This is a genomic window from Streptomyces sp. NBC_00353 (assembly GCF_036108815.1).
In the GTDB taxonomy this organism is placed as follows: Bacteria; Actinomycetota; Actinomycetes; order Streptomycetales; family Streptomycetaceae; genus Streptomyces.
The window spans coordinates 1,666,416-1,692,723 of the sequence record NZ_CP107985.1 but is presented as its reverse complement, the minus strand read 5'-3'; the positions used below and the strand labels follow the sequence as shown (position 1 = coordinate 1,692,723).

Below are 26,308 nucleotides of genomic sequence, written 5' to 3'. Positions count from 1 at the left end.
GTGAGGAGGGCGGCCATGGCCTGGCCGATTGCGGAGGTCGCCCGGATGTCGGGCGTGACGGCGCGGACGCTGCGGCACTACGACGAGATCGGCCTGCTGCCGCCGGCCCGGATCGGCACCAACGGTCACCGCTACTACGAGGAGCGACAGCTGTTGCAGCTGCAACAGATCCTCGTACTGCGCACGCTGGGCCTGGGACTGCCCGAGATCGGCCGGATCCTGGCCGCGCAGGTCGATGAGCTCGACGCCCTGCGCGGCCACCGGCGTCGGCTGCTCGCAGAGCGTGACCGGCTCGATGCCCTGGCCGGCACCGTCTCCCGCACGATCGCTGAACTGGAGCAGTCCAGGAAGGACGGCAGAACCATGACAAGCATCAACCGACCGGAGAACCTGTTCGAGGGTGTCCGGCCCGCCCAGTACGGAGAGGGCATGCGCGACTTCCCGGAACTGGCCGAGAAGGTCGAGCAGCGCACTGCAACGATGAGCCAGGACGAAATCGAGGCCGGGCACCGCCGACGCACGGCGCAGATGATCCGACTGGCCGAGCTGCAGGCCGCAGGGCTGCCCGCCGACGCCGACCCGGTGCAGGCCGAGGTCGACGCCCAGTACAGGGCGCTGGCCGAGTTCCGGGCAGCCTCCGCCGAGGAGTACCGCGCGATGGGGCGCTCCTGCGTGGAGAACGAGCAGCGGCGCGCGGCATACGAGGCGATCGCGCCCGGCTTGGCCGCGTATCAGCGGGACGCAATCGAGGCATACGCCACCGCCCGGCTGAGCTGAGCCGGTACGTACCGGCCGCCGCCACGGGCACCCTCCTGCGACGGCGGCCCCGGAACCTGCCGCACGGATCAGCCACGGACTGCTGTCGGGCTCACACCGAGGTCGGCCACGTCGTACTCGCCTGCATGCAGTAGTCCGGCGCGCGCGGCGAGCCTCCTCCCGCAAGGCTAGCGGGCGTACGTGCTCCCGCCGCCTGCTCGGCGAAGAGGAAAGAAGGCCCCCCTGTGCGTATGTGGCGAATCGTGCTGCCCCTCACGGCTTCCATAGCGGCAGTTCCACTCGTGGCGGCGCCGGCCAGGGTGACGATGGCCGGGGCCGTCGGCGGGACGATGCAGGGTAGCCCGGCCTCGGTGCTGCCGGCCGGTACGGGGCCGGCGCCGACCGTCGATACCGCGCGGCCGGTTGCGCTGAAAGCGATGGCGGTGGCGTTCCCCCACGCAGCAATTCGCCCCGCCATCGTGTCGCGTTCGCGGTGGCGGGCCGACGAGACCAAGCGCGATCCCCGGGCCCACTACGCGAACGGGGTGACGGCGATCTTCATCCACCACACCGACACCCCCAACGACTACAACTGCGCGGACGTCCCGCTCACCCTGCGCAACCTGTATGCGGGCCAGACCCGAGATCAGCATTGGGGAGACCTCGGCTACAACTTCCTCGTCGACCGATGCGGCAACATCTACGAAGGCCGCGCCGGCGGTGTCGACCGCCCCGTCGTCGGCTCCCACACCCAGGGGTTCAACCAGGGCACCGCGGGGATCGCGGCGATCGGCACCTTCGGACGAGGGACGAAGGTGCCGGCCCCCATGGAACATGCGATCGCAGTCCTCGCCGCCTGGAAACTCGGCCTGCGCGGTGTCGACCCCCGCAGCAAGGTGCGACTCACGTCCACCAATGACAAGAGCCGTTACCCCAAGGGAACTTCGGCCAGCTTTTATGCCATCTCCGCCCATCGCGACGGCTTTGCCACCGACTGCCCGGGGGAAGCGCTGGTCGCCCGTCTCCCCGCGATCCGGGACCTTGCGGCCCGTCTCCAGGGCAGGGTTCTGCGCGAACCCGCTCGTGTCCAGCTTTCCCATGCCTTGCCGAGCCTCGACGGCGGCCGCTGACCGACCACCTGTATGCGGTGCGCCTCCAGGGCCCGCGACCCACAATGGCCTGCCGGTCAGCCGCCTCTGGCCCGCTCCAGCACCTCGTGAAGATCCTGGGCGGCTTCGAACGTGCACAGGACGGCAGCCGTGAGGTAGGCGGCGGTGACCGCCGCTCGCCACTTCCCGCCCGTCGGTACGGGGGACAGGAGTGCAGCCACCCGCCGCGGCACAGGGCCCGCCTTGTCCAGCCCGGTTCGCTCCCCGTCCGTCCGGCGCTCCGCGCCCCGGCGACCGAGAAGCCCCAGGGCGGCGGCAGGCAGCCGTCGCAGACCGCCGGAGCGCTTTGTCGCCAGCGCCGCCTTTCCCACGGTGACCGCCACCCGCCGCCGGTCGCCGGTTGCGCTTGCCGCGGCCTCGTCCGCCCACCGCTCCACCGTGTAGGAGACCTGAGCCGCCAGTGGGCGTACCAACGGGTTCGCGGTTGCGGCCAATTGGGCCGCTGCGGCGAAAAGATAGTGGTGGGCGCGCAGATGGGCCCGCTCGTGCGCGAACAGGATTGCGCGCTCGGATTCGTCGAGCGTGGCCAGCATGCCTGTCGAGACCACGATGCGGCCGGGCAGTCCGGGCATCGCGAACGCGTCGGCGGCCGACTCCTCCATCACCACGAGCGGATCCTGACCCGGCAAGCATGCGGACTCCAGAACAGCGGCACACACCGCCCGAACCCGGCGGACCAGGAAGCGGGAGGCGACCACGGTCACGGTGAGCAGCAGCACCGCTGCCGGCACGGCCACCGGCACCCACGCCGGATCGTCGCGTCCCAGCACTGCCGGTGACAGATCGGCGAGTCGGGCGATCCTCGGGATACGCACCAGACCGGCGAGGGCGAGGAGGCCGAGTACCGTCGTACTGCCCGCGGCCAACACCACCGACGCCGTCGTCAGCACCCAGGTGGCCAGTCGCGGTTCCAGCCGGTCGGCAAGCGGCCGGGCGGCGGGTCCCGCCAGCAGCGGGAAGAACAGCGGCAGGTAGATGGCGAGATGCATGGCAGCCTCCGTGGCCCTACCGGCCGGAGTCCAGGTCGCCGCCGAGCAGGCGGCGCAGAAGCGCCTCGTCGCCGCTCGACAGGTCGTCGACGAAGCGGGTGAGAACCGTCTCGCGATCCGGCACCTCCTCCATGGCCTGGCGCATCCGTCGGGCGGCGAAACCCGGTTCGTCGGTGGCCGGCGCGTACGCGAAGGCCCGGCCTCGTGGGACCCGGGTGAGGACGTCCTTCTCGTACAGCCGGGTCAGGATGGTCACGACGGTGCTGTACGACAAGTCGTCGTCCATGACTTCACGTACGGCTCTCGGGGTGAGCGGCTCCTGAGCGGACCGGAGCACGGCGAGCACCTCGGCCTCCCGCTTCCCGTTGGCCAGGCGGCTGTCCGTCTCGTGTGTCCCGGCACGCTCGACCGCATCCACCGTTGGCTGCCTCCTTGCTCATCCTCTACAGTCACACCCGTCTTCTACGCGCGCGTAGAAGACAATGGCCTTCCCCGAGTGTGCCACGCATGCTCTTGGACCCGTGACGCCCGCCGCCATGACAGGAATCCGATGCCCCGTCACACGCCCGAGCTCAGGGCACTTCCCGGCCCGGGACCGGTGCACCCGCCGACCGGCTGCCGGCGGCTGCGCGGGCCTCGCTTCTCGGAGCTGCGGCCCTGAGCCGAGAGAGCCACCGCACCGCACCACCACCGTCATCCCATCGAATGCTTCGCAAGGACGGAACACTTGAGCGCCATCACCATCGGACAGGCCATCGTTCTCGGGATCGTGGAGGGGGTGACCGAGTTCCTGCCGATCTCCTCCACCGGGCACCTGAAGATCGCCGAGGGGCTGATGGACATCCCGGTGGACGACAAGGGCGTCGTTGCCTTCACCGCCGTCATCCAGGTGGGTGCGATTGCCGCCGTCCTCGTCTACTTCTTCAAGGACATCGTCCGATTCGTCACCGCGTGGGTACGGGGCCTGGCCCATCGCGACCAACGGGAGAGCCACGACTACAAGTTCACCTGGTGGGTCATCTACGCCACGATCCCGATCGTGATCGTCGGGCTCGCCGCGAAGCGGCTCATCGAAGGACCGCTCGCCTCGCTGTGGGTGGTGGCCGGATCGCTGATCGTCGGCAGCGGCGTGATGTGGGCGGCCGATCAGATGGGCCGGCACAGGCGCGGCGAGGAGGACACCACGCTCAAGGACGCGATGCTGGTCGGCTGCTCCCAGATCCTGGCGCTCCTCTTCCCCGGCTTCTCCCGCTCGGGCGCCACCATGTCCACCGGCCTCATGCTGGACCTCAACCGGGTCGCCGCGACCCGCCTTTCGTTCTTCCTCGGTATCCCGTCATTGACCGGCGCCGGGCTGTACGAGCTGAAGGACGCGGTCGGCGGCGGGGTGGGCGCGGTACCGCTCGCCGTGGGCACGGTGGTCTCCTTCGTCGTCGCGTACGCCTCGATCGCCTGGCTGCTGAAGTTCGTTGCCAAGCACTCGTTCAACGCATTCGTGATCTACCGCATCATCGTGGGTGTGCTGCTCTTCGCCCTGCTGGGCGCGGGTCTTCTCAACGCCTGAGGGGCAGACCCCGCACGAGAGACGGCGAGGCCGATGGGCCTCGCCGTCCCGGCGTCGGTGGACCGTCGAGTCCCGTCACCCAGTGCGGCGGGACTCGAGGCTCGGGGTTCGTCAGGTCGGGCCGGAAGTGGTCACCTCCGTGGCCGACACCGGTTCGGCCGTCGCGGATTTACCGCGGCCGGCTGTGTGGTTGAAGAGCAGGTTGAGGAGGAACGCGGCGAGGGTGGCGCTGGTGATGGCGCTGCCGCCGATGATCTGGACCCAGGTCGGGAAGGCGTGATAGATCGACGGCGCGACGACGGGGAGCATGCCGATCCCGATGGAGACAGCGACGATCAGCAGGTTGTTTGTGCCGTCGAACTCCACTTTGCGCAGGGTCTTGATGCCTACGGCGGTCACGGTGGCGAACATGACCAGACCGGCCGCACCGATCACCGGTTCGGGGAGCGAGGCGACGATCTCGCCGAGCTTGGGGACCAGGCCCAGCAGGACCAGGATGCCTCCGGCGACGGCGGCGACGTAGCGGCTGCGGACCTTGGTCATGCCGACCAGCCCGACGTTCTGGGCGAATACGGTGTCCAGGAAGCCGTTCATGATTCCACCGAAGATGCCGGAGACGCCGTCGGCCGCAAGCCCCCGGGCCAAGTCGTGCTTGGAGAGCGGGCGGCCGGTCATCTCGCCGACAGCGAGCATGTCGGCGGTGGACTCGGTGAACGTCACCAGCATCACGACGCACATAGAGATGACGGCGGCGATCGGGAACTGCGGGGCGCCGAAGTGGAACGGCGAGGAGACACCCAGCCAGTCGGCCTGCCCGACCGAGGAGAAATCGGTCAGGCCCATCGGAACGGCGACCAGGGTACCGCCCACCAGGCCCAGGAGCACGCCGATCTGTGCGACGAAGCCGCGGGTGAAGCGGCTGACAAGGATGATGAGCAGGATGATGCCGCCGGCCAGCGCCAGGTGACTGGGGGCGGCGTAATCCTTGGCTGTGGGGTCGAGACCGGCGATCAGGCCGGCGGCGACTCCGATGAGCGAGAGCCCGATGACGGTGATGACCGAACCGCTGACCAGCGGCGGGAAGAACCGTACGGCGCGGGCGAAGGGCACGGCGACGATCAGGCCGAAGACGCCTGCCGCGATCATGGACCCGTACACGGCCTGCATGCCGTACTCGCCCGCGATGAGGATCATCGGGGTCACCGCGGTGAAGGTGGCTCCGGCGACGACGGGCAGCCGTACGCCGAGGAGTTTGCCGATGCCGAGCGCCTGGATCAGAGTGATCAGGCCGGCCACCAGCAGGTCGGCGTTGATCAACAGCCCGATGGTGGACGTGTTCAGCTTGGCGGCGGAGCCGAAGACAAGCGGGACGGTGACGCAGCCTGTGTACATGACCAGCACGTGCTGCAGACCGAGAATCCCGAGCCGGCCGGGCGGCAGCACCTGATCGACGGGGTGGCGGGCGGGCGGGGACGGTGCCTGTGACACGGATGCCTCCGGAATGGGGCGGCGGACGGGCGGGTGCGATTGAGTAGGGGTGGGTGGGCGTGAGCGCGGACGGACAGCCGTGTTCGAGCGTGGGGGAGCGGTGACGCGGCAGCGGGTCAACTTTCTGTTGAACGTGTTTCCCGTACATTGCCGCATTCCTAAGGTGCGGTTGCGGCTGCGCCCCGCGTCCCGGGCCACCGGGCGGTTCCACTGCCGGTACTCCACGAGGCCGCGAACCCCGGATCGGCAGACCGGTCCCGGGTTTTCGGTCGCGGCGGCGCCGGCCGGTCCCCGGCGCATCGGCACCCGTCCGGTCGATTCGTGGGGCTGCAAGCGGTCGTGCAAGGGAAGGGGAGTGAAATGCCAGAACTCTCCGCACCTGTGGTCAAGCTCGTACGGCGAACCACCGAACCTGTCGCGGCGCAGACCCTGCGCTCGACGGCGGCGGCAGTCATCGCCTATGTCGTCGCGGTGTGGACCCTTCCTCAGCCCGCTCCGCTGACAGCTCCGCTCACCGCACTCCTTGTCGTTCAGGTCACCCTGTACGCGACACTCACCACGGGCATCCGGCGCGTCAACTCCGTCGTCGTCGGGGTGCTCATCGCCATCGGGTTCAGCGCCCTGGTAGGCCTGACCTGGTGGAGCCTGGGGCTGACGATCTTCAGTTCGCTGATCATCGGACGCATGGTGCGGGTCGATGAGTTCGTGCCCGAGGTGGCCATCAGCGCGATGCTCGTTCTCGGCGTGTCCCAGATCGCCTACACCGCGTGGGATCGCGTACTCGAGACCCTGATCGGTGCGGGCGTCGGCCTGTTGTTCAACCTGCTGTTCGCACCGCCCGTATGGGTGCAGACCGCCGGGGCGTCCATCGACACACTGGCACGGGAGATGGGACGGATGTTCCGTGCCATGGGCGAGGAGATCGGCGGACACATCTCCGTTCCGCAGGCGGCGGCCAGACTGCACGACGCCCGCCGGCTGGACCACGACATCGTGGCCGTCGACGCCTCGCTGCGGCAGGCCGAGGAAAGCCTCATGCTCAACCCCCGGGTCCGCCAGGGACTCCTCTACCGGATCGTCCTGCGTACCGGACTCGACACGCTGGAGATCTGCGCAGTCGTGCTCCGCGTGCTGGCACGCACCCTGACGGACCTGGCCAAGGCCCGCACCGAGGAATCGCTGTTCCCCGAGGACGTGGCGCTGGCACTCCGAGAACTCTTCGCCCAGATGGCGGAGGCCATCGAAAGCTTCTCCACGCTGATCACCACCCCGGTGTCCGCCAACGCCGAGGAAGCCGAGTCACGGCTGGCCGCCGCACTCGCGTCCAGCCGCCTCACCCGCGACGTGGTGGCCGACCTCCTGCTGGAGGACGTCCAGGAACACCCCAGAGAGTGGCAACTCCACGGTGCCCTGCTCGCTGAGGTCGATCGCATTCTGGACGAGCTGGACATCGACAAGCGCGCCGAACGACTCGGTCACGAACTCGACCTCCACTCGGCCGAAATGCATGAACGACATCCCCGACTCGCTGCACTCCGGCGGCGGCTGGTCGGCAGCCGGGAGACACAGCCGTCGGCCCCGGTGAGGTGAGGAACGACCGACACAGGCGCACCGCCCCACCCGGCCTTACGATGCAGAAGGGGAAGCGGAAGGCCTCAACGCGTCGAGCCACGACCCTTGAGGTCCGTGTGCTCACGCCTGATCACGGAGGCACGTCCCATGGCATCTGACCGGATTCCAGGTATCGATCTCACCGCGGCTCCCAGTGGCACAGGGTGTGCGGACTGTCTGGCGGGTGACGGACCGGGGTGGTGGTTCCACCTGCGTCGCTGCGCCGCCTGTGGACACATCGGATGCTGCGATTCCTCACCGGGGCAGCACGGAACGAAGCATGCCCGCGAAGCGGGACATCCGTTCCTGGCCAGCTTCGAGCCGGGGGAGAGCTGGATGTGGAACGTCGAGACCGAGGAGTACTACGACGGGCCGGAGCTGCTCCCGCCCATCTGTCACCCGCCGGCCCAGCCGACCCCGGGTCCGCAGGGCATGGTCCCGGCGGACTGGGAGCAGCAGTTGCACTGAGGTGGCTCGCATCCACTCCGCGTGATCGTCACTCGTGATCTTCATTCACGAGCAGCGGGAGCTGTGGAGCGGAAGCGCATAAATGGGTCCGTCATCCCACCGGGACATGCGAGCCGGTCGATGTCCCAGCCGGCGCGACCGGCACCCGCCCGGTAGGCGCTTTCGTAGAAGTCGAGCACGGACGCACGCGGATCGGGCCGGGTGCGCGCCGCGTCGTACAGAAGCACGGCCAGATGGCTGTCACCGCGAGAGACCCATTGTGCAGCTTCGGGCCTGAGTGGCTCCTCGGCCAGCTGTGCCGGCTCGGGGGCGGTGTAGGAGTAGAAGGCGGGCTCGGCGAAGCTGTCGTCCCCGAACCAGAAGCCGAAGCTGACCACCTCCCGGGAGTACGCCTCCCGGGTCACGGGGTCGATCTGCGGAGGCTGGTCGATCTGACGCTCCGAGAAACGGGTGTGTGCGATGTCGAAGGTGTGCCAGAAATGGTGAACCGGACTGACCTTTCCCGAAAAGCGCGCCGCGAATTCCTCCAGCACCAGTCCCACCTGGCTGAGGACCTGCCAGTAGCGGGTGGCGTGTTCGGGGTCGTACGCGGCGTGCTCGGTGTCCTCGGAGAACGGCCGGTCGGCATCCGGCAGGTCGAACGGCCTTGGGGTGTCGATGTCCACCCGGACACCCAGCGCGTCCAGCGCGGCCATGACGCTCTTGTGGAACGACGCCACGGACATGCCGGACAGCGGGAAGGAGACCGTCATACCGTCCAGCCTCGCGACGATCAGCTGATGGCCGACGAAGTCGAAGTCGATCGTGAAGATCGGATTGCCGTCGATCTGTCCCATCGGGCGGGTGGTGATACCGCGTCCGGTGAGGTGATACGGAACGTTCCACCAGTGGTTGCGCCGGACGCTGGCGGCGAGACGGACCTTCCCGACGACTTGCGCGAAGCGGTGCAGCGTCTCCTTGGTGTCGCGCCACTCGGCAAGCGGGATGGGCGGGAACAACTCCATGGCCCTCACTCCTCTCGTACTGCCGGGCGGTCCCGACGGGGAGCAGGACCATGCTGCCCATGATGACCACGCCCGGCGCGCACGGCACGTCGCGCGAACCCGCGGTCGGCGCTCGCGTCAACCCTCCGGACGGGGGCGCCTGTGACACGCGTACTCGCCCGGGACCCGGGACGGCGCGATGATGAAAGAGTTCTCGGTGCAGCGGGACACATCGAAGTCCGCGCTGCCCGAATGCCGACGACGGGACAGATGCCATGCCTCTCAAGGGTGAGTACGAGCCGAGCCCCGAGCAGTGGGTCCGCGATCAGGTCGCACTGTTCGAGAGTTCGGGAGGGAAGGAGGGGACCACGATGCGGGGCATGCCGGTCATCATCCTGACCACGCGCGGAGCCAAGAGCGGCAAGATCCGCAAGACACCGCTGATGCGGGTCGAGCACGACGGCGCGTACGCCGTGGTCGCCTCGCTGGGCGGAGCTCCCCGGCATCCCGTCTGGTACCGCAACATCACCGCGGACCCCCGGGTGGAGCTGCAGGACGGCCCGGTCCGCCAGGACATGAACGCCCGTGAGGTCACCGGCGACGAGAAGCGCGTGTGGTGGGAGCGCGCGGTCGAGGCCTTCCCCGACTACGCCGACTACCAGAAGAAGACGGACCGGCAGATTCCTGTCCTCGTCCTGGAACCGGCAGCCGAGAGCCACTGACCACGGCCCGGAGGAGACGTCGGCCCGGTTGCCCGCAGCGTCTCCTCCGGCGCGCCGCTCGGCGGTGTACGGCAGCGGCTGAGCGGGGGTGTACGAGATGCCACCCGCCTCGTGGCTGTGCCAACGTGGGAAGAGCCCGGTGCGCAGCCCCGTCGTGTCGTGGCGGTACGGGAGGTGCCGATGGATCCGGTCGACGCCCTGCGCCGGATCGCCTTCCTGCTGGAACGCGACCGGGCAGCCACGTACCGCGTACAGGCGTTCCGTACCGCCGCCGGTGCGATCGGAGCGATGAAGGGCGACGAGATCGCGGAACGCGTGACGGCGGGGACGCTGGAGTCGGTCAGTGGCATCGGGCCGAAGACGGCTCAAGTCGTACGGGAAGCGCTGGCGGGGGAAGTCCCGGGCTATCTCCGGCGGCTGGAGGAAGACACCTCCGCTCCGCTCACCGAAGGCGGCGGCACGCTGCGTGCCGTGCTGCGCGGCGACTGCCATCTGCATTCCGACTGGTCGGACGGGGGAAGCCCGATCGAGGAGATGGGCCGTACGGCCATGGAGCTGGGACACGAGTGGGCGGCCCTCACCGACCACTCCCCCCGGCTGACCGTGGCACACGGTCTGTCACCGGAACGGCTGCGCCGCCAGTTGGCAGCCGTGGCCGAACTCAACGAGCGTTGGGCGCCGTTCCGGCTGCTCACCGGCATCGAGTGCGACATCCTCCCGGACGGCTCCCTCGACCAGGAGGAGCAACTGCTGGAAGAGCTCGACGTGGTGGTCGTGTCCGTGCACTCCAAACTGCGGATGGACGCGCGGCCCATGACCCGTCGGCTGGTCACCGCTGTCCGCCATCCGCAGGCGAATGTTCTGGGGCACTGCACGGGCCGTCTGATCACCGGCCGGGGGCGCCCGGAGTCACAGTTCGACGCGGACGAAGTGTTCGCCGCGTGTGCCGAGTCCGGCACCGCCCTGGAGATCAACAGCCGGCCCGAACGGCTTGATCCGCCCCGGCATCTGCTGCGTCGCGCCGTCGATGCCGGAGTGCTGTTCGCCATTGACACCGACGCCCACGCGCCGGGTCAGCTCGACTGGCAGATCTTCGGCTGTGCCCGGGCCGAGGAGTGCGGTGTGCCTGCGGAACGGGTCATCACCTCATGGCCGGTGGACGAACTGCTGGCCTGGACAGGACGGTGAGCCCGGTCCCTCCGGGGCGACCTCGCCGTTCGGGGCCGGCGGGCGGGGCGCCGCGGCACTCGTCTGCGGTCAGGAGATTGCCGTCGGGGACGGTGGTGACGGCACGAGGGATTCCTCGCCGGCGCCGCACTCGGCCTCAGACCTGGCTGCCCCTTGGGCGTCGTGCGAGGAAGACGAACTCCCGGCCGGGACGGTCTGGCGCGTCGCGGAGGACGTCCTCCACCATGCAACCGTGCGAGAGCAGATCGGCTTCGATCTCATGCCGCTCGCGGAAGCGCAATGTCGAATCCGAGGTCAGACCTGCCCGTCCGCGGCGAACACATAGGTCCAGCGGAACGTCGCGGGCAATCCTCGATCAAGGAGTTGATGATCAACCTCGCGCTGTGGATCACTGCTGGGCTGCTGGCCGATGTCTGCCTGGCCGGCAGTGCCAAGATGTTCGTGCCCAAGGAGAAGATGGCCGGCAAGGGCAGCTCCACCCGATGGGTCGAGGTCTTCAGCCCCGATCCTGTCAAGGCATTGGTGCATTGAGCTCCTGGCCGCGGGATACGAGAAGGCGAAAGCCGAACGCATCGCACCCGCAGCCGGGCTGAGCCTCGCTGACGTCGTGGCGATCGCCCCGATCCTGGCCCCGAACCGGCTCGCTGGCGATGTATCAGCAGCGGAGTCTGCCGCAGTGTCTCCGACGGCCGAACCCGCCGCCGAGATCCTGAACGCGGTCTTCCACGTTCTGCCCGGCGGCGTCGAACGGATCTACATCACCGCGGGAGCTCCCTGGCACTGCCAGGCCGACCAGAGTCTTCCGTCGGGAGACGGCCGCCGATCGCAGGGGGGCGGTCTAGGACGACCTGCGCCGCCGGGTTGGGGGCGTGGTGTCGGGATCGGCGGCCTTGAGGTCGGCCAGCAGTTCGGCCTGGCCCGTCAGTACACCGGACAGGATGCTTCGTGCGACCCGCAGCAGCTCCGCCACCTGGGGATTGGCCAGCGAGTAGTAGACGGCAGAGCCCTCCCGGCGGGGGACGACGAGGTTGGCCCGGCGCAGGACGGCCAACTGCTGGGAGAGGTGGGCCGCCTCCACACCGACCTCGAGCAGCATCTCGGACACCGCGTGCTCACGCTTGCTGAGAAGTTCCAGCACCCTGATCCGTACCGGGTGGCCGAGGGTTTTGAAGAATTCCGCCTTCAGCTGGTACAGCGGCGCGCTCACTGCACCCGCCCCGCGGAGATAAGGGCCGCCGGGGTGCCGGACGGCCGTTGTCGTGCGTGCACCGTGCATCGCGTCCACCCAAAACTCTTCGCCATGAGGACATTCTCGCGCCTTCACACATACATGATGACCTTGGGAGTTGCTGAGATTGGCAATTGTGAAAGCCGTGAGAGGAGGTTAGGTGCGCATCCCACGACTGCTCGGCTCCAACGGAGCCCTTCTGACGTGCCTGCCCTGCCGTCTCGAGTGCCTGTCGGCGAGGACGGCGACTGCGTAGACGGCACCGCCCGCTGCGCCGATGGGGCCGACTGGTGCTGGCCCGTTGCGAGGGCTCCGTTGTGCTGGATGTCAGCGGACCGCTGGGCTGGAGCCCGGAGGGCGAAGCCGCAGTCCTGGAGTTTGCCCGTCGCGTGTCGGCGGGCCTCAGCTGCTCGCTCTCCGCGGCACCGGCACCCTGTTTGTGCGAACCCTGGCGGTCAACCATCTGACACCGCTGACCGTGTACAGCGACCTGGACACAGTGCTGGACGCCCTGGGCGCGGCCCGCGCGTATGAACTCGATTGCCTGGTGTACACAGGGCCCCGTCCTCCGCCGAGGACGGGACCTCCTGGGCATGTCGTTCGTCCCCGATGGGCCGAAGTGCGGGTCAGGCTTTCTTGACCACGCTGGACTTGAGCTGCATGGAGCCGAACCCGTCGATCTTGCAGTCGATGTCGTGGCCGTCCACGCCGTCCACGAGACGGATATTGCGCACCTTGGTACCGGCCTTGATCCCACTCGGGCTGCCCTTGACCTTCAAGGTCTTGACCACCGTCACCGTGTCGCCGTCGGCGAGCACGTTACCGACCGCGTCCCTGATCGTCCCGTCCTCGCGGCCATCCGCAGGTCCGGCGGACGCGGGCGACCACTCGTGGCCGCACTCGGGGCAGATCAGAAGCGCGCCCATCTCGTAGGTATACGCGCTGGAGCATTCGGGGCACGGCGGTAGTGCCTCGGTCGCATCGCTCATGGTGTTTCCTTGCCTTGTTCGTTCCTGTGCATCTCTTACATCAGGCGTTATGTCGCCGCGGTGCGCTCTTCGGACCACTCGTCGCTGCGCCACTGCCGTTGCCCACCGGCCATCGCCCGGTGGGCAGGTCGCAGTGCACTGGGATCGGCGGTTGGGTGCCGTCCGGGACGATGGCGCCGTCGGCAGGGATCGCGGCAAGTTCCAGGCGTCCTCCCGCCTGCGCGAGCTGGCGGGCTGCCCGGGCCACGGCCATCTGCCCGCCGACGGACCAGCCGCGCAGTTCGGTGAGGTCGAGGATGACCGGTCCGGTGCCCCGGGGCAGGACCAAGCCGATCGCTCCGGTGAACCGGGCGACCGCCGCCTCGGGTCCCAGGTGCCCGGCCAGGGAGAGAACGCCCAGGTCGGGGTGGATGGTGTAGTGCCACTCTATGGTCATCGGTTGCTGTCCCGGTCTTTCACAGGGGGAGAGTGATCCAGATGCTTTTGCCTTTGCCGTCGGCGTCGCCCCGGATGACGGCGGTGCCGCCCAGGCCGAGGGTGAGTTCCATGACGGTGCCCAGCCCGCTGGCACCGGTCGCGGGGATCGCCGAGAAGAGCAGGGGCTGGTACGGGTGTCGGTCATGGACGGCGAACGCGAACGTGTCCTGACCGGCCGCGTAGATCACGGTGACGTTCGGGGAGAGCGCGGCGGCGTGCTGGACGCTGTTGGTCACCAACTCGGACAGGATCAGCAGTGCCGGGTCCACGGTGGGATGCCGTCGGCTGATGCCCCACTCGGCAAGGACCTGCTCGGTCGTCTCACGGACGATCCGAACCGCCAAGCCCATCGTGGGCAGGGTCAGCACATGCCGCAAGGGCAGGGTCTCGAGCTGGGCGCTCATCGGACGGCCTCGGCGTGGGCCAGGCGGAACCCGGTCACCATCTGCGGGCGGATCCGCACCAGGGTGTCGCGCGGGCCGTGCGCCCAGCCGGGCAGGATGCGGCGGTAGTGGCCGGCCTCGTCCGGATCGGTGATGATCTCGGCCGGTCCCGTGGCGGTCACGGTCCAGCCGATCCCGCCCGCCGTCTTGATCTCGTCCGCGCGATGGCTGAGCGACGGCCGGCAGGCCAGGGTGGTGGTCTGCGCGGGCGTACGGACGATCAGACACCCGTACTCAAGGATGTGGACGGGCGGGCGGACGACGGGGATCTCGCGCCGGACGTACCCCACGTGCCCCTGGGCGCCGCCTTCGAGCAGCCACAACGCCTCGCTACCGGGCACCTCGACCATGCGGCGGGAGACGGGGGTGGTCATCGGGAAGCCCCTTCGGTGACAGGGACACCGGGCAGGAGTCCTGCCTGGTGCAGGTGGGCGCGGGCCCCGGCGATGGCCTCCGGAGTGGTGGCGTACTCCCGTCCCTCCAACCGGAGCAGGTCCAGCGCACCGACCGATTCGAGGGCACGCCGCTGGCCGGGGCGTACCCCGGAGGTCATCACGGCAATGCCGCGCCGGTTCAGCTTCTGCACGGCGTCCTTGAGGACCAGGGCGCCGGTGGCATCCATCGTGGTGACCCGCGACATCCGCAGGATCACCACACGGACGTCAGCGACCTCGGAGAGCTCCAAGAGGAAGCGGTGAGCACCGGCGAAGAACAACGGCCCGTCGATCCGGTACGCCACGATGTGCTCCGCCAGCAGGGCGTGCTCCTCCTCACTGTGCTCACCGGGCAGATCGGCTGTGAAGTCGACCTGGTCCAGCCGCGCCTGGAGGGCAACTGCCCGCAGCGCCAGGGCACCGGCCACCACCAGGCCGATGATGACTGCGTAGACGAGGTCGAGCGCAAGCGTGGCGACGGCGGTCAGCACCAGGACGATCGCGTCCGAGCGGGTCGCGCGGACCATCGCCCGCAGCGCACCGACCTCCACCATCCGGATTGCGGTCGCCAACAGCACCCCCGCCAGCGCAGCCAGAGGGATCTTGGAGACGAGCGGGGCAGCAGCGAAGACGATGACCGCGAGGACGGCGGCGTGGGTGAGGGCGGCGAGACGGGACCCCGCGCCGGTGCGGACGTTGACGGCGGTACGGGCGATCGCCGCGGTGGCGGGGACACCGCCGAACAAAGGGGCGGCCAGGTTCGCGATGCCCTGCCCGAACAGTTCCTTGTCCGGGTCGTGCCTCTGCCCCACCGTCATCCCGTCCGCGACGGTCGCCGACAGCAGCGACTCCAACGCGGCCAGCGCGGCAACCGCGACAGCCGGGGCGAGCAGCGAACCCAGTGCGGACAGGTCGAGGAAGGCCAGCGACGGCGCGGGCAGCCCGGACGGCAGGTCGCCGATCGGGGGGGCCGCGTCCAGGTGGAAGAGCTGGGCGGCGAGCGTTGCGGCGACGACCCCGACGATCGAGAACGGGATGGTAGGGCGCCACCGGGCGCCGAGCAGCATCACGGCCGCCACGGCGAGGGTCAGGGCGATCGCGGTCCAGTTCGGGGTGCGTACGAACTCCTCGACGGCCCGCCAGGTCACCACCAGGACCTTGTCGCCCTTGGGCTTGGCCACCCCGAGCGCGTTGGGGACCTGCTGGAGACCGATGACGCAGGCGATGCCGAGGGTGAAGCCCTCCACCACCGGGGCCGGGATGTAGCGCATGTACCGGCCGGCCTTCAGCAGGGCGAGCGCCATCAGCAGGGCACCGGCCATCAGCCCGACGGTCAGCACCCCGCCCGGACCGTACTGGGCGACGATCGGTACGAGGACGACCGTCATCGCCCCGGTCGGCCCGGAGACCTGGAGGTTGGAGCCGCCGAACAGTGCGGCGAGCGCGCCGGCGACCACGGCGGTGGCGAGCCCGGCCTCGGCGCCGAGCCCGGAGGAGACGCCGAAGCCGAGCGCGAGCGGCAGTGCGACGATCGCGACGGTGAGGCCGGCGAGCAGATCGCGGCGCGGGTTGCGGCCCATGACGGCGAAATCGGCGTGGGCGGGCAGCAGCGACCGCACCCGGTCCAAGGAGCGGGTAAGGAACGTGGTCACCGTGTCGAGACCTCGGCTCCCCGCAATTCGGCCAGGAGTTCGTTCTGCCCGGCCAGCATCTCCGTCAGGATCCGCCGTGCGGTCCGCATCAACTCCGCGACATCCCCGCTGGCCAGCTCGTACACCACGGTCGAGCCCTCTCGGGCCGAGGTTACGATGCCCGAGCGGCGCAGCACGGCCAGTTGCTGGGACAGTGCGGAGGGCTCCACCTCGATTGCCGCGAGCAGGTCGCGCACCGGCATCGGCCCGTCCTGCAGTAGCTCCAGTACGCGTATGCGGACCGGGTGCCCGAGCATCCGGAAGAACTCGGCCTTGGCCTGATAGAGCGGAACCGGCACGGTCGCGGACTCCCTTCACCACCCCGATACCCCGGGGGTGTCATCTGGTGCCCTGCCCGCGGCTACCTGCGGACACGGCCAATACAGCATGTAGGGAATTGCAGAATTTCGCAATTCGTAGATTTATGGAGAGCTCTGCTGTGCGGGGACCAGGCGGCCCGCCGGGGTCGCAGCGCACCGAGGGTGCGTAGCCGCTCGGATCACGACGCAACGAGCGGACGCTCGTTGGCCTCCCCGGAGAGCGACTACTAGGGTCCGCCTTCAATCGGACCTTGCCCGGAGCAAGGACGACGCCAGGCTGACCGCTGCTTCGTAGGAGGTGGCGGTCTTGATACCCCCATGGATGTCAACCAGTTGATGCTGGCGTCAGGCACGTGCCGGCGGATGCGATGCCGTACGCGCCTACTTGCAAGACGAGGCTCGCACTCGCCTCGCTTCGGTCTCAACGGCTGAGGGACAGTCGCCTATCGGACGTGGGCCGCAGACGACTGGTTCTGGGCGAGTTGCCGCTTGGCCTGGATCTTCGCGAGGTAGTCGTCGCTGGTCAGGCCCGCGTATTCGACGTACGTGCCGTCGGGCAGCCGCCAGTCGGCGCGGCGGCGGCCGTGCACGTTCAGCTCTGGGTGAGGCGGCCAGACCGGTTCGATCTGGTGGTCGACGCCGTGACGGCTGAGCCGGCCGTCGACGGTGCGCTCGGCCAGGGACGAGAGGAACGGGACGCTGGCAGAAATCCTGTGGGGGCGCGGCGCCCATGCTTGTCGAGAGAGCGGTCAGCGCCTGGCGGCCCGCGCGGGGCGTCACAGCACCCCCGTGGCCATTGCGGGGCCTGGATGCAGCCGTGCCTGCACCAGCGTGCAGGTCCGATGCCGTCGAAGGTATGCGGAGCCAACTCCGAACGGCCACTCAGTTTTGCCGCCGGCCCGTGGCATGGAAGTGGCGATCGTCCAAAACCTGTCGCTCGTGCTCGATGTCGGTGAGGCCACCGTGGCGCGCGTCAGTTGCCTCCACCCCTCCGGCCATCGCGCACGGCACAGTGGAGACATGAACGCGGACGCTCCTGGGTTCTTGTGACAGCTCGATCGAGGGAATTCCGCCGCATCCGGATGCGCGGCGAGCGTGCAGGACCGGTCGGCACATGAAGCGGTCGAGTGCGGTGCGGCTCCTGGTGGGCCGTTGCACCCCGACAGGCTCCCGGCACGCGATGATGGCCCCGTGACACACGCCCCCTCCTCCCCGCCTCCCTTCCAGGAGCAGAGCACACGTGACCCGGGGACCCGGACACCGCTGCGCGCGTTCCTCGCGACCGAGTCCGGCAGCGCGGCGGTGCTGCTGGCCGCCACGGTGGCGGCGCTGGTGTGGGCGAACGTGGCTCCCGAGGGGTACGCATCCTTCTGGGAGACGCATCTGTCGGTGACCCTGGGATCGTCAGGGGTGTCGCTGGACCTGCGCGAGTGGGTGAACAGCGGCCTGATGACGTTCTTCTTCTTCGTCATCGGGCTGGAGGCGCGCCGGGAGTTCGACATGGGCGAGCTACGGGAGCGGCACAGGGTCATGCTGCCCCTGGCCGCAGGGCTCGCCGGAATGATCGTTCCCGTCGGCGTCTACCTCGCGTTCAACGCGGGCGGTGCCTCGGCCCACGGATGGGGTGCGGCCATGTCCACGGACACCGCATTCGCCCTGGGCATGCTGGCGATCCTGGGACGACGGTTCCCCGTCGCGCTGCGCACGTTCATCCTCACGGTGACCGTGGTCGACGACCTGCTGGCCCTGGTGGTCATCGCCTTCGTCTACAGCGAGCGCATCACCGTGCCCGCCGTCCTCGCGGCCGTGGCTCTGTTCGGCGTGATCCTGCTGCTCAGGGCGGCGGGCGTGCGCCACGGATTGACGTACCTGCTGATGGGGGCCGCGACCTGGGTCGCCCTGCTCAAGTCAGGTGTCGATCCGGTGGTCGTGGGCCTGGCCATGGGGCTGCTGACCTATGCCTACCCGGCGGCGCGCAGCGACCTGGAACGCGCGAGCGATCTGTTCATCTCATTCCGGGAGCAGCCCACACCTGAGCTGGAGCGTTCGGCACGCCAGGGGCTGGCGTCGGCGGTGTCGCTCAACGAGCGGCTGCAACAGATTTACCACCCGTGGACGAGTTATGTGATCGTGCCGCTCTTCGCCCTCGCCAATGCCGGCATCACCATCGACGCAGGACTGCTGTCGCGGGCGGCAACGTCCCCGGTCACTCTGGGTATCCTGTTCGGCTATCTGGTCGGCAAGCCGGTGGGTATCACCGCTGCGTCCTGGCTGCTTGCCCGGTTGAGCGGCAGTCGGCTGAGACCTCCGGTCGGTTGGGGCGCCCTGGCCGGGGGCGGCACGATCGCCGGGGTCGGGTTCACCGTGGCCCTGCTGATCTCCACACTCGCCTTCGAAGGAGACCGGCTCGAAGAGGCGAAGCTGGGCATCCTGAGCGCGGTGATCTGCTCCTTCCTCGCAACCTGCGCGGTGGCGACGGCGATCAGGCTCCTGTCGCCGCAGCGGCGGGCACGGGCACTCCTCGGCACTGCCGAGAGGGTGATCGATCTCGCGGTCCCGGTCGACCCCGCTCGTGACCACGTCCGGGGCCCGATGAACGCCCCGGTGACACTGGTCGAGTACGCCGATTTCGAATGCCCTTTCTGCGGCCAGGCCGAACCCGTGGTCCGCGACCTTCTCGCCGACTTCGGTGATCTGCGATACGTATGGCGGCATCTGCCGCTCACCGACGTCCATCCCAACGCGCAACTCGCCGCCGAGGCGGCCGAGGCCGCGGCGGAGCAGGGAGCCTTCTGGCAGATGCACGAACGCCTCCTGGAGCACCAAGGCGCGCTCCGGGCGCCCGACCTGAAGCGCTACGCGGACGAACTGGGCCTGGACGCCGAGCGCTTCCATCGCAGTCTGCGCACCCACGCGGGGGCCGGCCGGGTCGCCGAGGACAGGGAGTCGGCCGATCTGAGCGGGGTGTCAGGAACGCCCACCTTCTTCATCAACGGTCTGCAGCACCGCGGCGCCTACGACATCGACGCATTGTCCGCCGCAGTGCGGACAGCCCGTGCGCGCGCGGGACTGACGCGGTAGATCCGCCGGACGGCACCGGTGACAGCACGGCGTTCTGCAGCAGCAGGCCTGTTGAGGAAGGCTTCACGGCTGTCGGCTCCGCGTTCCCAGCGGGTACGGAGGCGTTCGAAGCCCGGATGCCAGGCGAAGATCCGCTCGACCACCCGTCTGCCGGGGCGACCTGTTGCGATCTGCGCGGCGGGCCGGGGCGGTCTACGGTGAGAGGTGATGCCTCTTAATCGGCTGGGTCTGGTCGTCCACCAAGGCAGGCCCGCCGCCGTCGCGGCGGCGCGGACTGCCCGCCTGTGGTGTGCCGCTCGCGGCATCGCCTGCACCGACATCGACGTGTGGCGGGAGGGGGAACCGCGGCACGGAGGCCAGGAAGAGGCCGAGGCGGCGGGCCATCCTGGGTCGATCATCACGTTCGGTGGTGACGGTACGTTTCTGCGTGGCGCACGGATCGCTGCCAAGGACGGGGCGTCGGTGCTGGGCGTGAACGTGGGCCGGGTCGGCTTCCTGACCGAGATCACCACCGACCAGGTGGAGGAGGCTCTGGACGTTCTCCACCGGGATCAGGCGGTGATCGAGGAGCGCATGGTGCTCACGCTGCGCGCGTCGCGCCCGCTTCAGACGCCCGTCGGCCTGGACACGGTGCTGTGTTACGGGCGCGGCCCCGCGCTGCCTGCGCCGACGCTGCGCCCCGCTGGGCCGCAGCCGGTCGGCTGGGGTGTCGCCCTGGACGTCACCGCCGTGAACGACGTGGTCCTGGAAAAGCTCGCCCGGGACCGGCAGGCGAGCGTGGCCGTCTACCTGGCCGGGCAGCTGCTCGCCTCCTACTCGGCCGACGCGGTGATCATGGCAACCCCCACCGGCTCGACCGCCTACAACTTTGCCGCGGGAGGGCCGGTACTGGACCCTGCCGCCGACGCCATCGTTTTCACCCCGGTCGCTCCGCACATGGCCTTCGGCCGTACCGTGATAGCCGCCGCCGACGAGGCGATCGCGGTACGTGTGCTGCCGCATTCCGGCCGGGTGGCCGTGAGCATCGACGGGCAGACGCGCGGAGTGCTGGACCCCGGGGACTGGGTCGCGGTCTACCGGGCACCGTACCGGCTGCGCCTGGCCCGTCTGGCGCCGCTGGAGTTCTACCACCGGCTGCGCGAGCGCTTCCAGCTGGCCGACGCCCCGGCGGCCGCCATCGACCAGACCCCGCTTTTCCACCGGCCCGACAGCCCACCGCCCGACGATCTGGCCCACCTGCGCCTGCCCACGCCGCCCGTCGCGTGAATGCACAGCTGGTGACTACCCGCCGTCGTGGTCACGGCACGGCACCCGGCGATGGTGCAGCTGAGGAGGCAGAGCCAAGTTCAACTGTGTGGCGATTTAGACTCTTATCAGGGTTATTTTCGGTTTCACGGCGGTGGCGCCGCGGTGGCAGGGAGGCCTGGCATGGCGTTCGAGAATGCCGGATACGGGCAGGGAGCGGGCTGCGGACGCTATCTGCCGATCGCTGAACACGGCCTGATTGGCGACCTTCGTACCGTCGCGCTCGTGGGCACCGACGGCACGATCGACTGGTACTGCTGCCCGCAGTTCGACGCGCCCAGCGTGTTCGGCTCCATCCTGGACGCGGACCGGGGTGGATCGTTCCAGCTGGCCGCCGACGTACCTGCGCGGACCCGTCAGTTCTATTTTCCCGACACCAATGTGCTGATCACGCGATTCTTCGCCGCGGACGGGGTGGGCGAGATCCAGGACTTCATGCCCATCGGTGACGAATCGGGCGAGGCTCACCGGCACCGGCTGATCAGACGCCTGCTGTGCGTCCGGGGCTCGCTTCCGTTCACCGCGCGGGTGGCTCCCCGCTTCGGTTACGGGACCGAGCCGCACAGTGCGCGCCTGGAGGGCGACAGTGCGCACTTCGAATCCGAGAACCTGTCCTTGGCTCTGACGGCCACCGTCCCGCTCGAATGCGACGGCACGGATGCCTGGTCGCACTTCAAGTTGCTGGAGGGTGAGTCCGCGGTCTTCGCCCTCGACCGGGTCGGGGCAGAGGTCGTTCCGCGCGGGTGTGCCAGGCGTGAGGCGGAGGACGAGTTCCAGGCCACGGTCCGCTACTGGCGGCGGTGGCTGAGCGCCTCCCGTTACCACGGACGGTGGCGGGAGATGGTGCACCGCTCCGCGCTGACGCTGAAGCTGCTCGTGTACGCGCCGACCGGCGCGATCGTGGCTGCGCCGACGACGAGCCTGCCCGAAGAGATCGGATGCGAGCGGAACTGGGACTACCGGTACACGTGGGTCAGGGACGCCGCCTTCTGCATCTACGCCATGCTCAGGCTGGGCTTCACATCGGAGGCCGAAGCGTTCATGGGCTTCCTGTCCTCCTGCATCATGTGCGAGGACGAAGCCACCGGGCCGCTGCAGATCATGTACGGCATCGACGGACGCCGCGAGCTGCCCGAGCGCGAACTGTCGCATTTCGAGGGGTACATGGGGTCGTCTCCGGTGCGGGTGGGAAATGGCGCCGCGACCCAGCTCCAGCTGGACATCTACGGAGCGCTCATCGACTCCATCTACCTGTACGACAAGTGGGGGCACCCCATCAGCAGCCACCGCTGGGACGAGGTCGGCGCCGTGGTGGACTGGGTCTGCAACCACTGGGACCAGCCGGACGAAGGCGTCTGGGAGACCCGCGGGGGACGACGGGACTTCCTGTACTCGCGTCTGATGTGCTGGGTGGCGATCGAGCGGGCCATGCGTATGGCGACCCGGCGTGGCCTGCCTGCCGACCTTGTCCGGTGGGGGCGGAGCCGTGACGCGATCTACCGGCAGATCATGAGCCGGGGCTGGTCGGACGAGGTCGGCGCCTTCGTCCAACAACTGGACGGCGACGTCCTGGATGCCGCGGTGCTGATGATGCCCTTGGTCAAGTTCGTCTCACCTGTCGACCCGAAGTGGCTCGCGACGCTGGACACTCTGGGTGCGAACCTGGTCACCGACTCGCTTGTCCACCGCTACGACGTGGGAGCCAGCCCGGACGGCCTCCTGGGCACGGAGGGCACTTTTTCGATCTGCTCGTTCTGGTACATCGAAGCCCTCACCCGAGCCGGCCGCCTGGAAGATGCCCGCCTGGCCTTCGAGAAAATGCTCACCTACTCCAACCATCTCGGCCTGTACGCAGAGGAGATCGGACCGACGGGAGAACAACTCGGCAACTTCCCGCAGGCCTTCACCCACCTTTCCCTCATCAGTGCTGCATTCAACCTCGACCGTGCGCTCGGCTGAACGCCGATCAGGCGTGCTCGGCGTCAAGCGGTGATTCGGGAGGCGTGGTGGCGTGCGTGCCGGCTTCCGGCAGGAGCGGAGCCGGGATGTCGGATCCGTGCATCGCCTGTGCGGTCCAGATGCACTTGCCGGCAGCGGTGTAGCGCGCGCCCCACCGCTGGGAGAGCGCGGCGACGAGCTGCAGTCCACGGCCACCCTCGTCCGTCTCGGACGCGTGGCGCACCCTGGGCATGGTGAGACTGCCGTCGGAGACCTCGCAGACCAGGTCGGCGTCGAGTAGCAGCCGCAGTCGCAGCGGTCCCCTCCCATGTCGTACGACGTTCCCGACCAGCTCGCTGACGAGCAGCTCCGTGGTCGTCGCCATGTCGTCCAGCCCCCACGTGGCCAGCTGCTCCCGGACGTGCCTGCGGGCCAGTCCCGCTGCCTGGGGGTCCTCCGGGAGTGGCCAGGAGGCCATCCGGTCGGAGCTGAGCGCGTGCACACGGGCGACCAGGAGGGCGGCGTCGTCGCTGGTGTGCTGTCCGGCGGGGAGCAGGCCGGCGATAAGGGTTTCGCAGAGCCGGTCCAGGTCTTCGCTCTCCCCGGTGCGCAGGAGCTGGGCCAGCTCGGTCATGCCCTGGTCGATCTCGCGCTCGGACGATTCGATGAGACCGTCGGTGTACAGCACGAGGAGGCTTCCCGGGGGCAGCGTCAGCTCCATCGTCTCGAACGGCGGCTCTGCCACCCCCAGAGGTGGATCCGGGACCGGATGCGGGAAGTGGACGGTGCCGTCGGGGTGGACCACCGCCGGTGGTGGGTGGCCGGCGCGGGTGATGGAGCACGTCCGGGTGGTGGAGTCGTACAGGGCGTACAGGCAGGTGGCGTACGAGTCCTCCCCGAGGCCGCTGACGATGTCGTTGAGGTGGCTCATGATCTCGTCGGGAGGCAGTTCGAGGTCGGCCAGGGTGTGAACGGCCGTGCGCAGCCGTCCCATCATGGCGGCCTCGGAGAGGCCGTGGCCCATGACGTCGCCGATGACGAGCGCGACCCGTCCGGCGGAGAGCGGGATGACGTCGTACCAGTCGCCGCCGACGTCCATGCCGTGTCCGGCGGGCAGGTAGCGGGCGGCGGTGGTGCACGACGGCAGGTCGGGCAGTGTCCGGGGGAGCAGCGCGCGCTGCAGCTCCCTGGACCGGGTGTGCTCGGCGTCGTAGAGCCGCGCACGTTCCAGGGCGTGCGCGACCAGCGCGCTGATGGCGGTCAGCAGGGTGCGCTCTTCGTCGGCCAGGCGGCGCGGCTGGTCGAACACGATCACGCAGACGCCGAAGGTGTGCCCGGAGGCGGTCAGCGGCAGGAACGCCCAGGACTGCTTGCCGACGTCCCGCGGGTGGTCGGCCATGGTGGGATAGCGCGCCGCGTACTCCTGGGCCGAGGAGAGGAACAGCGGCCCCTGGGTGGAGATCGCGTCCCAGACGGGATCTTTCGCGATTCGCGAACGGCCGTCGACGCTTTCGAGGAATGCGCTGGGGTAGCCGACGGCTCCGACGTTGCGGACCCGGTTGCCCTCGACGGCCTGCACGAGCAGCCCGGTGGCGCGGAACGGCGGCAGCACCCGCTGGGCCACCGCGTCCACCACGTCCCGTGAGGTCGTCGCCGTGGCGAGTGCTGCGGTCAGCTCGGTGATCCGGGAGGCGCGCTCGGCGGAGGCCCTCTCGGCGGCGATCCGCTCGGCCTCGTGCCTGCGCATCTCGGTGACGTCGGTGAAGTACAGGGTGACCCCATCGGGCACCGGGACGAGCCGCAGGTGGTAGCAGCGTCCGGTATCCGGAATCTGCATGTCGAAGCCTGTGGGCGTGGCCGTGGCGGCGGCCCGGCGGCACCGGGCCTCCATGTCGGCGACCTGCTGCACGGCGGGCAGTTCCCACAGCACGCGGCCGAACAGCTCCTCCTCGGAGGAGCCCAGCATGCTTTCCGCCTCCAGGTTGACGAAGGTGATCCGCCAGTCGTCGTCCGCCGACAGGAAGCCGTCGCTCATATGGCGCAAGGCGTGGCTGAGCGCGTCACGGGCGGACCGGGACTCGTTGCTGTCCCACGCCGTCCCGATCATCCGGTAGGGCTCGCCCGCGTCGTCGAGCACCACCCTTGCGCGCGCCTGGGTCCAGCCGTAACTGCCGTCGGGGCGTCGTACTCGGTATTCGGCCTGGAATACACCGCGGGTGCGAATGGCCTTCTCGACGGCGGCGAGCGCCCACGGCACGTCGTCGGGGTGGACCACCTTCATCCAGCTCTCGACGTGGGGCGTGAAGTCGGCAGGCTCGGTGCCGTAGATGGCCATGGCCGCATCGTCCCAGGACAGTGCGCCGGTGCGGATGTCCCAGTCCCAGGTGCCTACCTGGACGGCCTTGAGCGCCTGCCGCAGGAAGTTGCCGCTCGGCTCCTCCGGGGCAGGGCGAACGGGGGGCGGGGCCTGGATCATCCGCTCCTTCGCCCAGGAGGCCACCGCTGTGAGGAAATCCCAATGCTTCCTCGTGGGCTCTCCCGAGGCGCCTGTCACCACGGTGAGCGCGCCGACCGGGCGCTCCGCGCCGAACACCGGTACGGCTGCCAGGCCTGTACCGGGCCAGTCGGTGGCCGACGTGGGCGGGGCGGAGGCCGAGGGGTCGTGGAGCGCCCACACACCGATGCCCTGGCGCACGGCGCGGGCCGGGGCCGAGGTGTCCTCCTGGTCGATGATCTCCCACGGTCGGACGAGGGCCGGGGGCAGTCCAGCCACTGACACCAGACGCAGCGCCGACATGGGACCACGCAGGTGCACCGTCCCGCCCAGGCCGTCCAGCTCGGCGACGGCGTGCTGAAGCGCGAGCCGCAGCACCTCGCCCTCCGTGACGCCCTGTTCCACACTGTCAAGCAGGGCCAACCGAGCATTCATGGATCAACTGTATATTTCGGGCGCGAAGTCGGTAGGAAATCGCGCTACGCAGCGGCTGTCCGCCGGCGAGGTGGTCGGTAACTCAAGGGACGGCCGTCCCTGCGCCCGCGCCGTCGACCGCCACGCTCGTGGAGGTCGGACGCTTGGACCTGACGCCGCGGCCTTGTGGCTCCGACTCCGGTCGGAGCCGGAGCCACCTCCACTTCAGCTTTCGTCATCCTCCGCTCGGCGCTCGCCCTCGGCCTGGGAGGGCTGGGTGCGCGTCGTGGCGGGATGCCGTTCCTCGGCCGGATTCAAATCCTCTTCCAACCTCTCGCCCTCGGCCTGCGACGGAGTGGGGTACTCGTCGGTAGGGCGCATGGCTGCCTCCACAGTCGGAATGAATGCATACAAAATGAGCGTAACGCCATGAGTGATCGACTGCTGCTGCACGTATCGCTTGTGCGAAGAGGATCTCGGTGAGTCCGCGCATCATCTGCCGGCGGAGTGGAGAAGCAGTCAGGATGTGTTCAGGTTCGCCGTGCCAGCCTCACCG

25 protein-coding genes and 1 pseudogene are annotated in these 26,308 nt (G+C 69.1%); 11 read left to right on the top strand and 15 right to left on the bottom strand.

Annotation, left to right across the window (positions count from 1 at the left end; genetic code table 11):
- Window positions 1-15: 15 nt before the first annotated feature.
- Complete coding sequence (locus tag OHA88_RS08075; protein WP_328624869.1) at window positions 16-777, top strand: MerR family transcriptional regulator; 762 nt, start codon at window positions 16-18, stop codon at window positions 775-777.
- Between the two features lie 281 nt (window positions 778-1,058).
- A complete protein-coding gene (locus OHA88_RS08070) occupies window positions 1,059-1,886 on the top strand; it encodes a peptidoglycan recognition protein family protein (protein ID WP_328624868.1) in 828 nt (275 codons plus the stop codon).
- A gap of 56 nt (window positions 1,887-1,942) precedes the next feature.
- Here the strand turns inward: OHA88_RS08070 and OHA88_RS08065 are convergent, their stop codons facing one another.
- Entirely contained in the window at window positions 1,943-2,914 is a 972-nt protein-coding gene (locus tag OHA88_RS08065; protein ID WP_328624867.1) for a M56 family metallopeptidase, read from the bottom strand.
- A 16-nt stretch (window positions 2,915-2,930) separates the two neighbouring features.
- Window positions 2,931-3,332, bottom strand: coding sequence for a BlaI/MecI/CopY family transcriptional regulator (locus tag OHA88_RS08060; protein ID WP_328624866.1), 402 nt, complete (start codon window positions 3,330-3,332; stop codon window positions 2,931-2,933).
- A 309-nt stretch (window positions 3,333-3,641) separates the two neighbouring features.
- On the opposite strand from OHA88_RS08060, the gene OHA88_RS08055 reads away from it, so the two are divergent.
- Window positions 3,642-4,478: an undecaprenyl-diphosphate phosphatase gene (locus tag OHA88_RS08055; RefSeq protein WP_328624865.1), complete on the top strand. Its 837-nt coding sequence runs from the start codon at window positions 3,642-3,644 to the stop codon at window positions 4,476-4,478.
- Window positions 4,479-4,589: 111 nt separating this feature from the next.
- Here OHA88_RS08055 and OHA88_RS08050 read toward each other — a convergent pair whose 3' ends face one another.
- Window positions 4,590-5,966, bottom strand: a complete 1,377-nt coding sequence (locus OHA88_RS08050) for a nucleobase:cation symporter-2 family protein (protein ID WP_328624864.1) — start codon at window positions 5,964-5,966, stop codon at window positions 4,590-4,592.
- Between the two features lie 360 nt (window positions 5,967-6,326).
- On the opposite strand from OHA88_RS08050, the gene OHA88_RS08045 reads away from it, so the two are divergent.
- Together OHA88_RS08045 and OHA88_RS08040 are read left to right on the top strand one after the other, a co-directional pair.
- Window positions 6,327-7,556, top strand: coding sequence for an FUSC family protein (locus OHA88_RS08045; RefSeq protein WP_328624863.1), 1,230 nt, complete (start codon window positions 6,327-6,329; stop codon window positions 7,554-7,556).
- Between the two features lie 129 nt (window positions 7,557-7,685).
- Entirely contained in the window at window positions 7,686-8,045 is a 360-nt protein-coding gene (locus tag OHA88_RS08040) for a UBP-type zinc finger domain-containing protein (RefSeq protein WP_328624862.1), read from the top strand.
- 41 nt (window positions 8,046-8,086) lie between these two features.
- Here the strand turns inward: OHA88_RS08040 and OHA88_RS08035 are convergent, their stop codons facing one another.
- Window positions 8,087-9,049, bottom strand: a complete 963-nt coding sequence (locus OHA88_RS08035) for a DUF5996 family protein (protein WP_328624861.1) — start codon at window positions 9,047-9,049, stop codon at window positions 8,087-8,089.
- A gap of 254 nt (window positions 9,050-9,303) precedes the next feature.
- Here OHA88_RS08035 and OHA88_RS08030 point away from each other — a divergent pair, with 254 nt between their 5' ends.
- Together OHA88_RS08030 and OHA88_RS08025 are read left to right on the top strand one after the other, a co-directional pair.
- Window positions 9,304-9,750 (top strand): nitroreductase family deazaflavin-dependent oxidoreductase, encoded by a 447-nt coding sequence (locus OHA88_RS08030; protein ID WP_328624860.1) that lies wholly within the window; start codon window positions 9,304-9,306, stop codon window positions 9,748-9,750.
- A gap of 180 nt (window positions 9,751-9,930) precedes the next feature.
- Window positions 9,931-10,938, top strand: a complete 1,008-nt coding sequence (locus OHA88_RS08025) for a PHP domain-containing protein (protein WP_328629619.1) — start codon at window positions 9,931-9,933, stop codon at window positions 10,936-10,938.
- A gap of 136 nt (window positions 10,939-11,074) precedes the next feature.
- Here OHA88_RS08025 and OHA88_RS08020 read toward each other — a convergent pair.
- Window positions 11,075-11,283: pseudogene (locus OHA88_RS08020) on the bottom strand (SAM-dependent methyltransferase); the annotation flags it as partial.
- A gap of 21 nt (window positions 11,284-11,304) precedes the next feature.
- Between OHA88_RS08020 and OHA88_RS08015 the strand changes: the two are divergent.
- A complete protein-coding gene (locus tag OHA88_RS08015; protein ID WP_328629961.1) occupies window positions 11,305-11,469 on the top strand; it encodes a hypothetical protein in 165 nt (54 codons plus the stop codon).
- Window positions 11,470-11,776: 307 nt separating this feature from the next.
- Here OHA88_RS08015 and OHA88_RS08010 read toward each other — a convergent pair whose 3' ends face one another.
- The 8 genes from OHA88_RS08010 to OHA88_RS07975 all read right to left on the bottom strand — a co-directional run bounded on the left by OHA88_RS08010 (window position 11,777) and on the right by OHA88_RS07975 (window position 17,110).
- The gene (locus OHA88_RS08010; protein ID WP_328624859.1) at window positions 11,777-12,145 is read right to left on the bottom strand and encodes an ArsR/SmtB family transcription factor; all 369 of its coding nucleotides are present in this window, start codon (window positions 12,143-12,145) and stop codon (window positions 11,777-11,779) included.
- Window positions 12,146-12,792: 647 nt separating this feature from the next.
- Entirely contained in the window at window positions 12,793-13,155 is a 363-nt protein-coding gene (locus OHA88_RS08005; RefSeq protein ID WP_328624858.1) for a zinc ribbon domain-containing protein YjdM, read from the bottom strand.
- Window positions 13,156-13,195: 40 nt separating this feature from the next.
- On the bottom strand, window positions 13,196-13,591 hold the full coding sequence (locus tag OHA88_RS08000; protein ID WP_328624857.1) for an anti-sigma factor antagonist: 396 nt from the start codon (window positions 13,589-13,591) through the stop codon (window positions 13,196-13,198).
- A 19-nt stretch (window positions 13,592-13,610) separates the two neighbouring features.
- A complete protein-coding gene (locus OHA88_RS07995; RefSeq protein WP_328624856.1) occupies window positions 13,611-14,036 on the bottom strand; it encodes an ATP-binding protein in 426 nt (141 codons plus the stop codon).
- Entirely contained in the window at window positions 14,033-14,449 is a 417-nt protein-coding gene (locus OHA88_RS07990; protein ID WP_328624855.1) for a pyridoxamine 5'-phosphate oxidase family protein, read from the bottom strand. The genes OHA88_RS07995 and OHA88_RS07990 overlap by 4 nt, the downstream gene beginning before the upstream one ends.
- A complete protein-coding gene (locus OHA88_RS07985) occupies window positions 14,446-16,089 on the bottom strand; it encodes a SulP family inorganic anion transporter (protein ID WP_443044356.1) in 1,644 nt (547 codons plus the stop codon). Before OHA88_RS07985 ends, OHA88_RS07990 begins: the two co-directional genes overlap by 4 nt.
- A gap of 68 nt (window positions 16,090-16,157) precedes the next feature.
- Window positions 16,158-16,499 carry an ArsR/SmtB family transcription factor gene (locus tag OHA88_RS07980; RefSeq protein WP_328624853.1) on the bottom strand — a complete coding sequence of 114 codons (342 nt, stop codon included), beginning with the start codon at window positions 16,497-16,499 and terminating at the stop codon, window positions 16,158-16,160.
- A 464-nt stretch (window positions 16,500-16,963) separates the two neighbouring features.
- On the bottom strand, window positions 16,964-17,110 hold the full coding sequence (locus OHA88_RS07975; RefSeq protein ID WP_328624852.1) for a hypothetical protein: 147 nt from the start codon (window positions 17,108-17,110) through the stop codon (window positions 16,964-16,966).
- A gap of 601 nt (window positions 17,111-17,711) precedes the next feature.
- Here OHA88_RS07975 and nhaA point away from each other — a divergent pair.
- From nhaA to OHA88_RS07955, 3 genes are all read left to right on the top strand, one after another.
- Window positions 17,712-19,601, top strand: coding sequence for a Na+/H+ antiporter NhaA (gene nhaA, locus OHA88_RS07970; RefSeq protein WP_328624851.1), 1,890 nt, complete (start codon window positions 17,712-17,714; stop codon window positions 19,599-19,601).
- 207 nt (window positions 19,602-19,808) lie between these two features.
- On the top strand, window positions 19,809-20,867 hold the full coding sequence (locus OHA88_RS07960; protein WP_328624850.1) for an NAD(+)/NADH kinase: 1,059 nt from the start codon (window positions 19,809-19,811) through the stop codon (window positions 20,865-20,867).
- A 162-nt stretch (window positions 20,868-21,029) separates the two neighbouring features.
- Complete coding sequence (locus tag OHA88_RS07955; RefSeq protein ID WP_328624849.1) at window positions 21,030-22,865, top strand: glycoside hydrolase family 15 protein; 1,836 nt, start codon at window positions 21,030-21,032, stop codon at window positions 22,863-22,865.
- 7 nt (window positions 22,866-22,872) lie between these two features.
- Here OHA88_RS07955 and OHA88_RS07950 read toward each other — a convergent pair whose 3' ends face one another.
- A complete protein-coding gene (locus OHA88_RS07950; protein ID WP_328624848.1) occupies window positions 22,873-25,773 on the bottom strand; it encodes a SpoIIE family protein phosphatase in 2,901 nt (966 codons plus the stop codon).
- 204 nt (window positions 25,774-25,977) lie between these two features.
- Window positions 25,978-26,205, bottom strand: coding sequence for a hypothetical protein (locus OHA88_RS07945; RefSeq protein ID WP_328629960.1), 228 nt, complete (start codon window positions 26,203-26,205; stop codon window positions 25,978-25,980).
- Window positions 26,206-26,308 lie beyond the last annotated feature (103 nt).

What these genes read in the sequence shown, in the direction of transcription:
- OHA88_RS08040 (WP_328624862.1), top strand. Translation starts at nt 7,686, where the DNA reads ATGGCATCTGACCGGATTCCAGGTATCGATCTCACCGCGGCTCCCAGT.
- OHA88_RS07955 (WP_328624849.1), top strand. Translation starts at nt 21,030, where the DNA reads ATGGCGTTCGAGAATGCCGGATACGGGCAGGGAGCGGGCTGCGGACGC.
- OHA88_RS08045 (WP_328624863.1), top strand. Translation starts at nt 6,327, where the DNA reads ATGCCAGAACTCTCCGCACCTGTGGTCAAGCTCGTACGGCGAACCACC.
- OHA88_RS07950 (WP_328624848.1), bottom strand. Translation starts at nt 25,773, where the DNA reads ATGAATGCTCGGTTGGCCCTGCTTGACAGTGTGGAACAGGGCGTCACG.
- OHA88_RS07960 (WP_328624850.1), top strand. Translation starts at nt 19,809, where the DNA reads ATGCCTCTTAATCGGCTGGGTCTGGTCGTCCACCAAGGCAGGCCCGCC.
- OHA88_RS08035 (WP_328624861.1), bottom strand. Translation starts at nt 9,049, where the DNA reads ATGGAGTTGTTCCCGCCCATCCCGCTTGCCGAGTGGCGCGACACCAAG.
- OHA88_RS08065 (WP_328624867.1), bottom strand. Translation starts at nt 2,914, where the DNA reads ATGCATCTCGCCATCTACCTGCCGCTGTTCTTCCCGCTGCTGGCGGGA.
- OHA88_RS07990 (WP_328624855.1), bottom strand. Translation starts at nt 14,449, where the DNA reads ATGACCACCCCCGTCTCCCGCCGCATGGTCGAGGTGCCCGGTAGCGAG.
- OHA88_RS08000 (WP_328624857.1), bottom strand. Translation starts at nt 13,591, where the DNA reads ATGACCATAGAGTGGCACTACACCATCCACCCCGACCTGGGCGTTCTC.
- OHA88_RS08025 (WP_328629619.1), top strand. Translation starts at nt 9,931, where the DNA reads ATGGATCCGGTCGACGCCCTGCGCCGGATCGCCTTCCTGCTGGAACGC.
- OHA88_RS08075 (WP_328624869.1), top strand. Translation starts at nt 16, where the DNA reads ATGGCCTGGCCGATTGCGGAGGTCGCCCGGATGTCGGGCGTGACGGCG.
- OHA88_RS07985 (WP_443044356.1), bottom strand. Translation starts at nt 16,089, where the DNA reads ATGGGCCGCAACCCGCGCCGCGATCTGCTCGCCGGCCTCACCGTCGCG.
- OHA88_RS08030 (WP_328624860.1), top strand. Translation starts at nt 9,304, where the DNA reads ATGCCTCTCAAGGGTGAGTACGAGCCGAGCCCCGAGCAGTGGGTCCGC.
- OHA88_RS07995 (WP_328624856.1), bottom strand. Translation starts at nt 14,036, where the DNA reads ATGAGCGCCCAGCTCGAGACCCTGCCCTTGCGGCATGTGCTGACCCTG.
- OHA88_RS08005 (WP_328624858.1), bottom strand. Translation starts at nt 13,155, where the DNA reads ATGAGCGATGCGACCGAGGCACTACCGCCGTGCCCCGAATGCTCCAGC.
- OHA88_RS08015 (WP_328629961.1), top strand. Translation starts at nt 11,305, where the DNA reads ATGATCAACCTCGCGCTGTGGATCACTGCTGGGCTGCTGGCCGATGTC.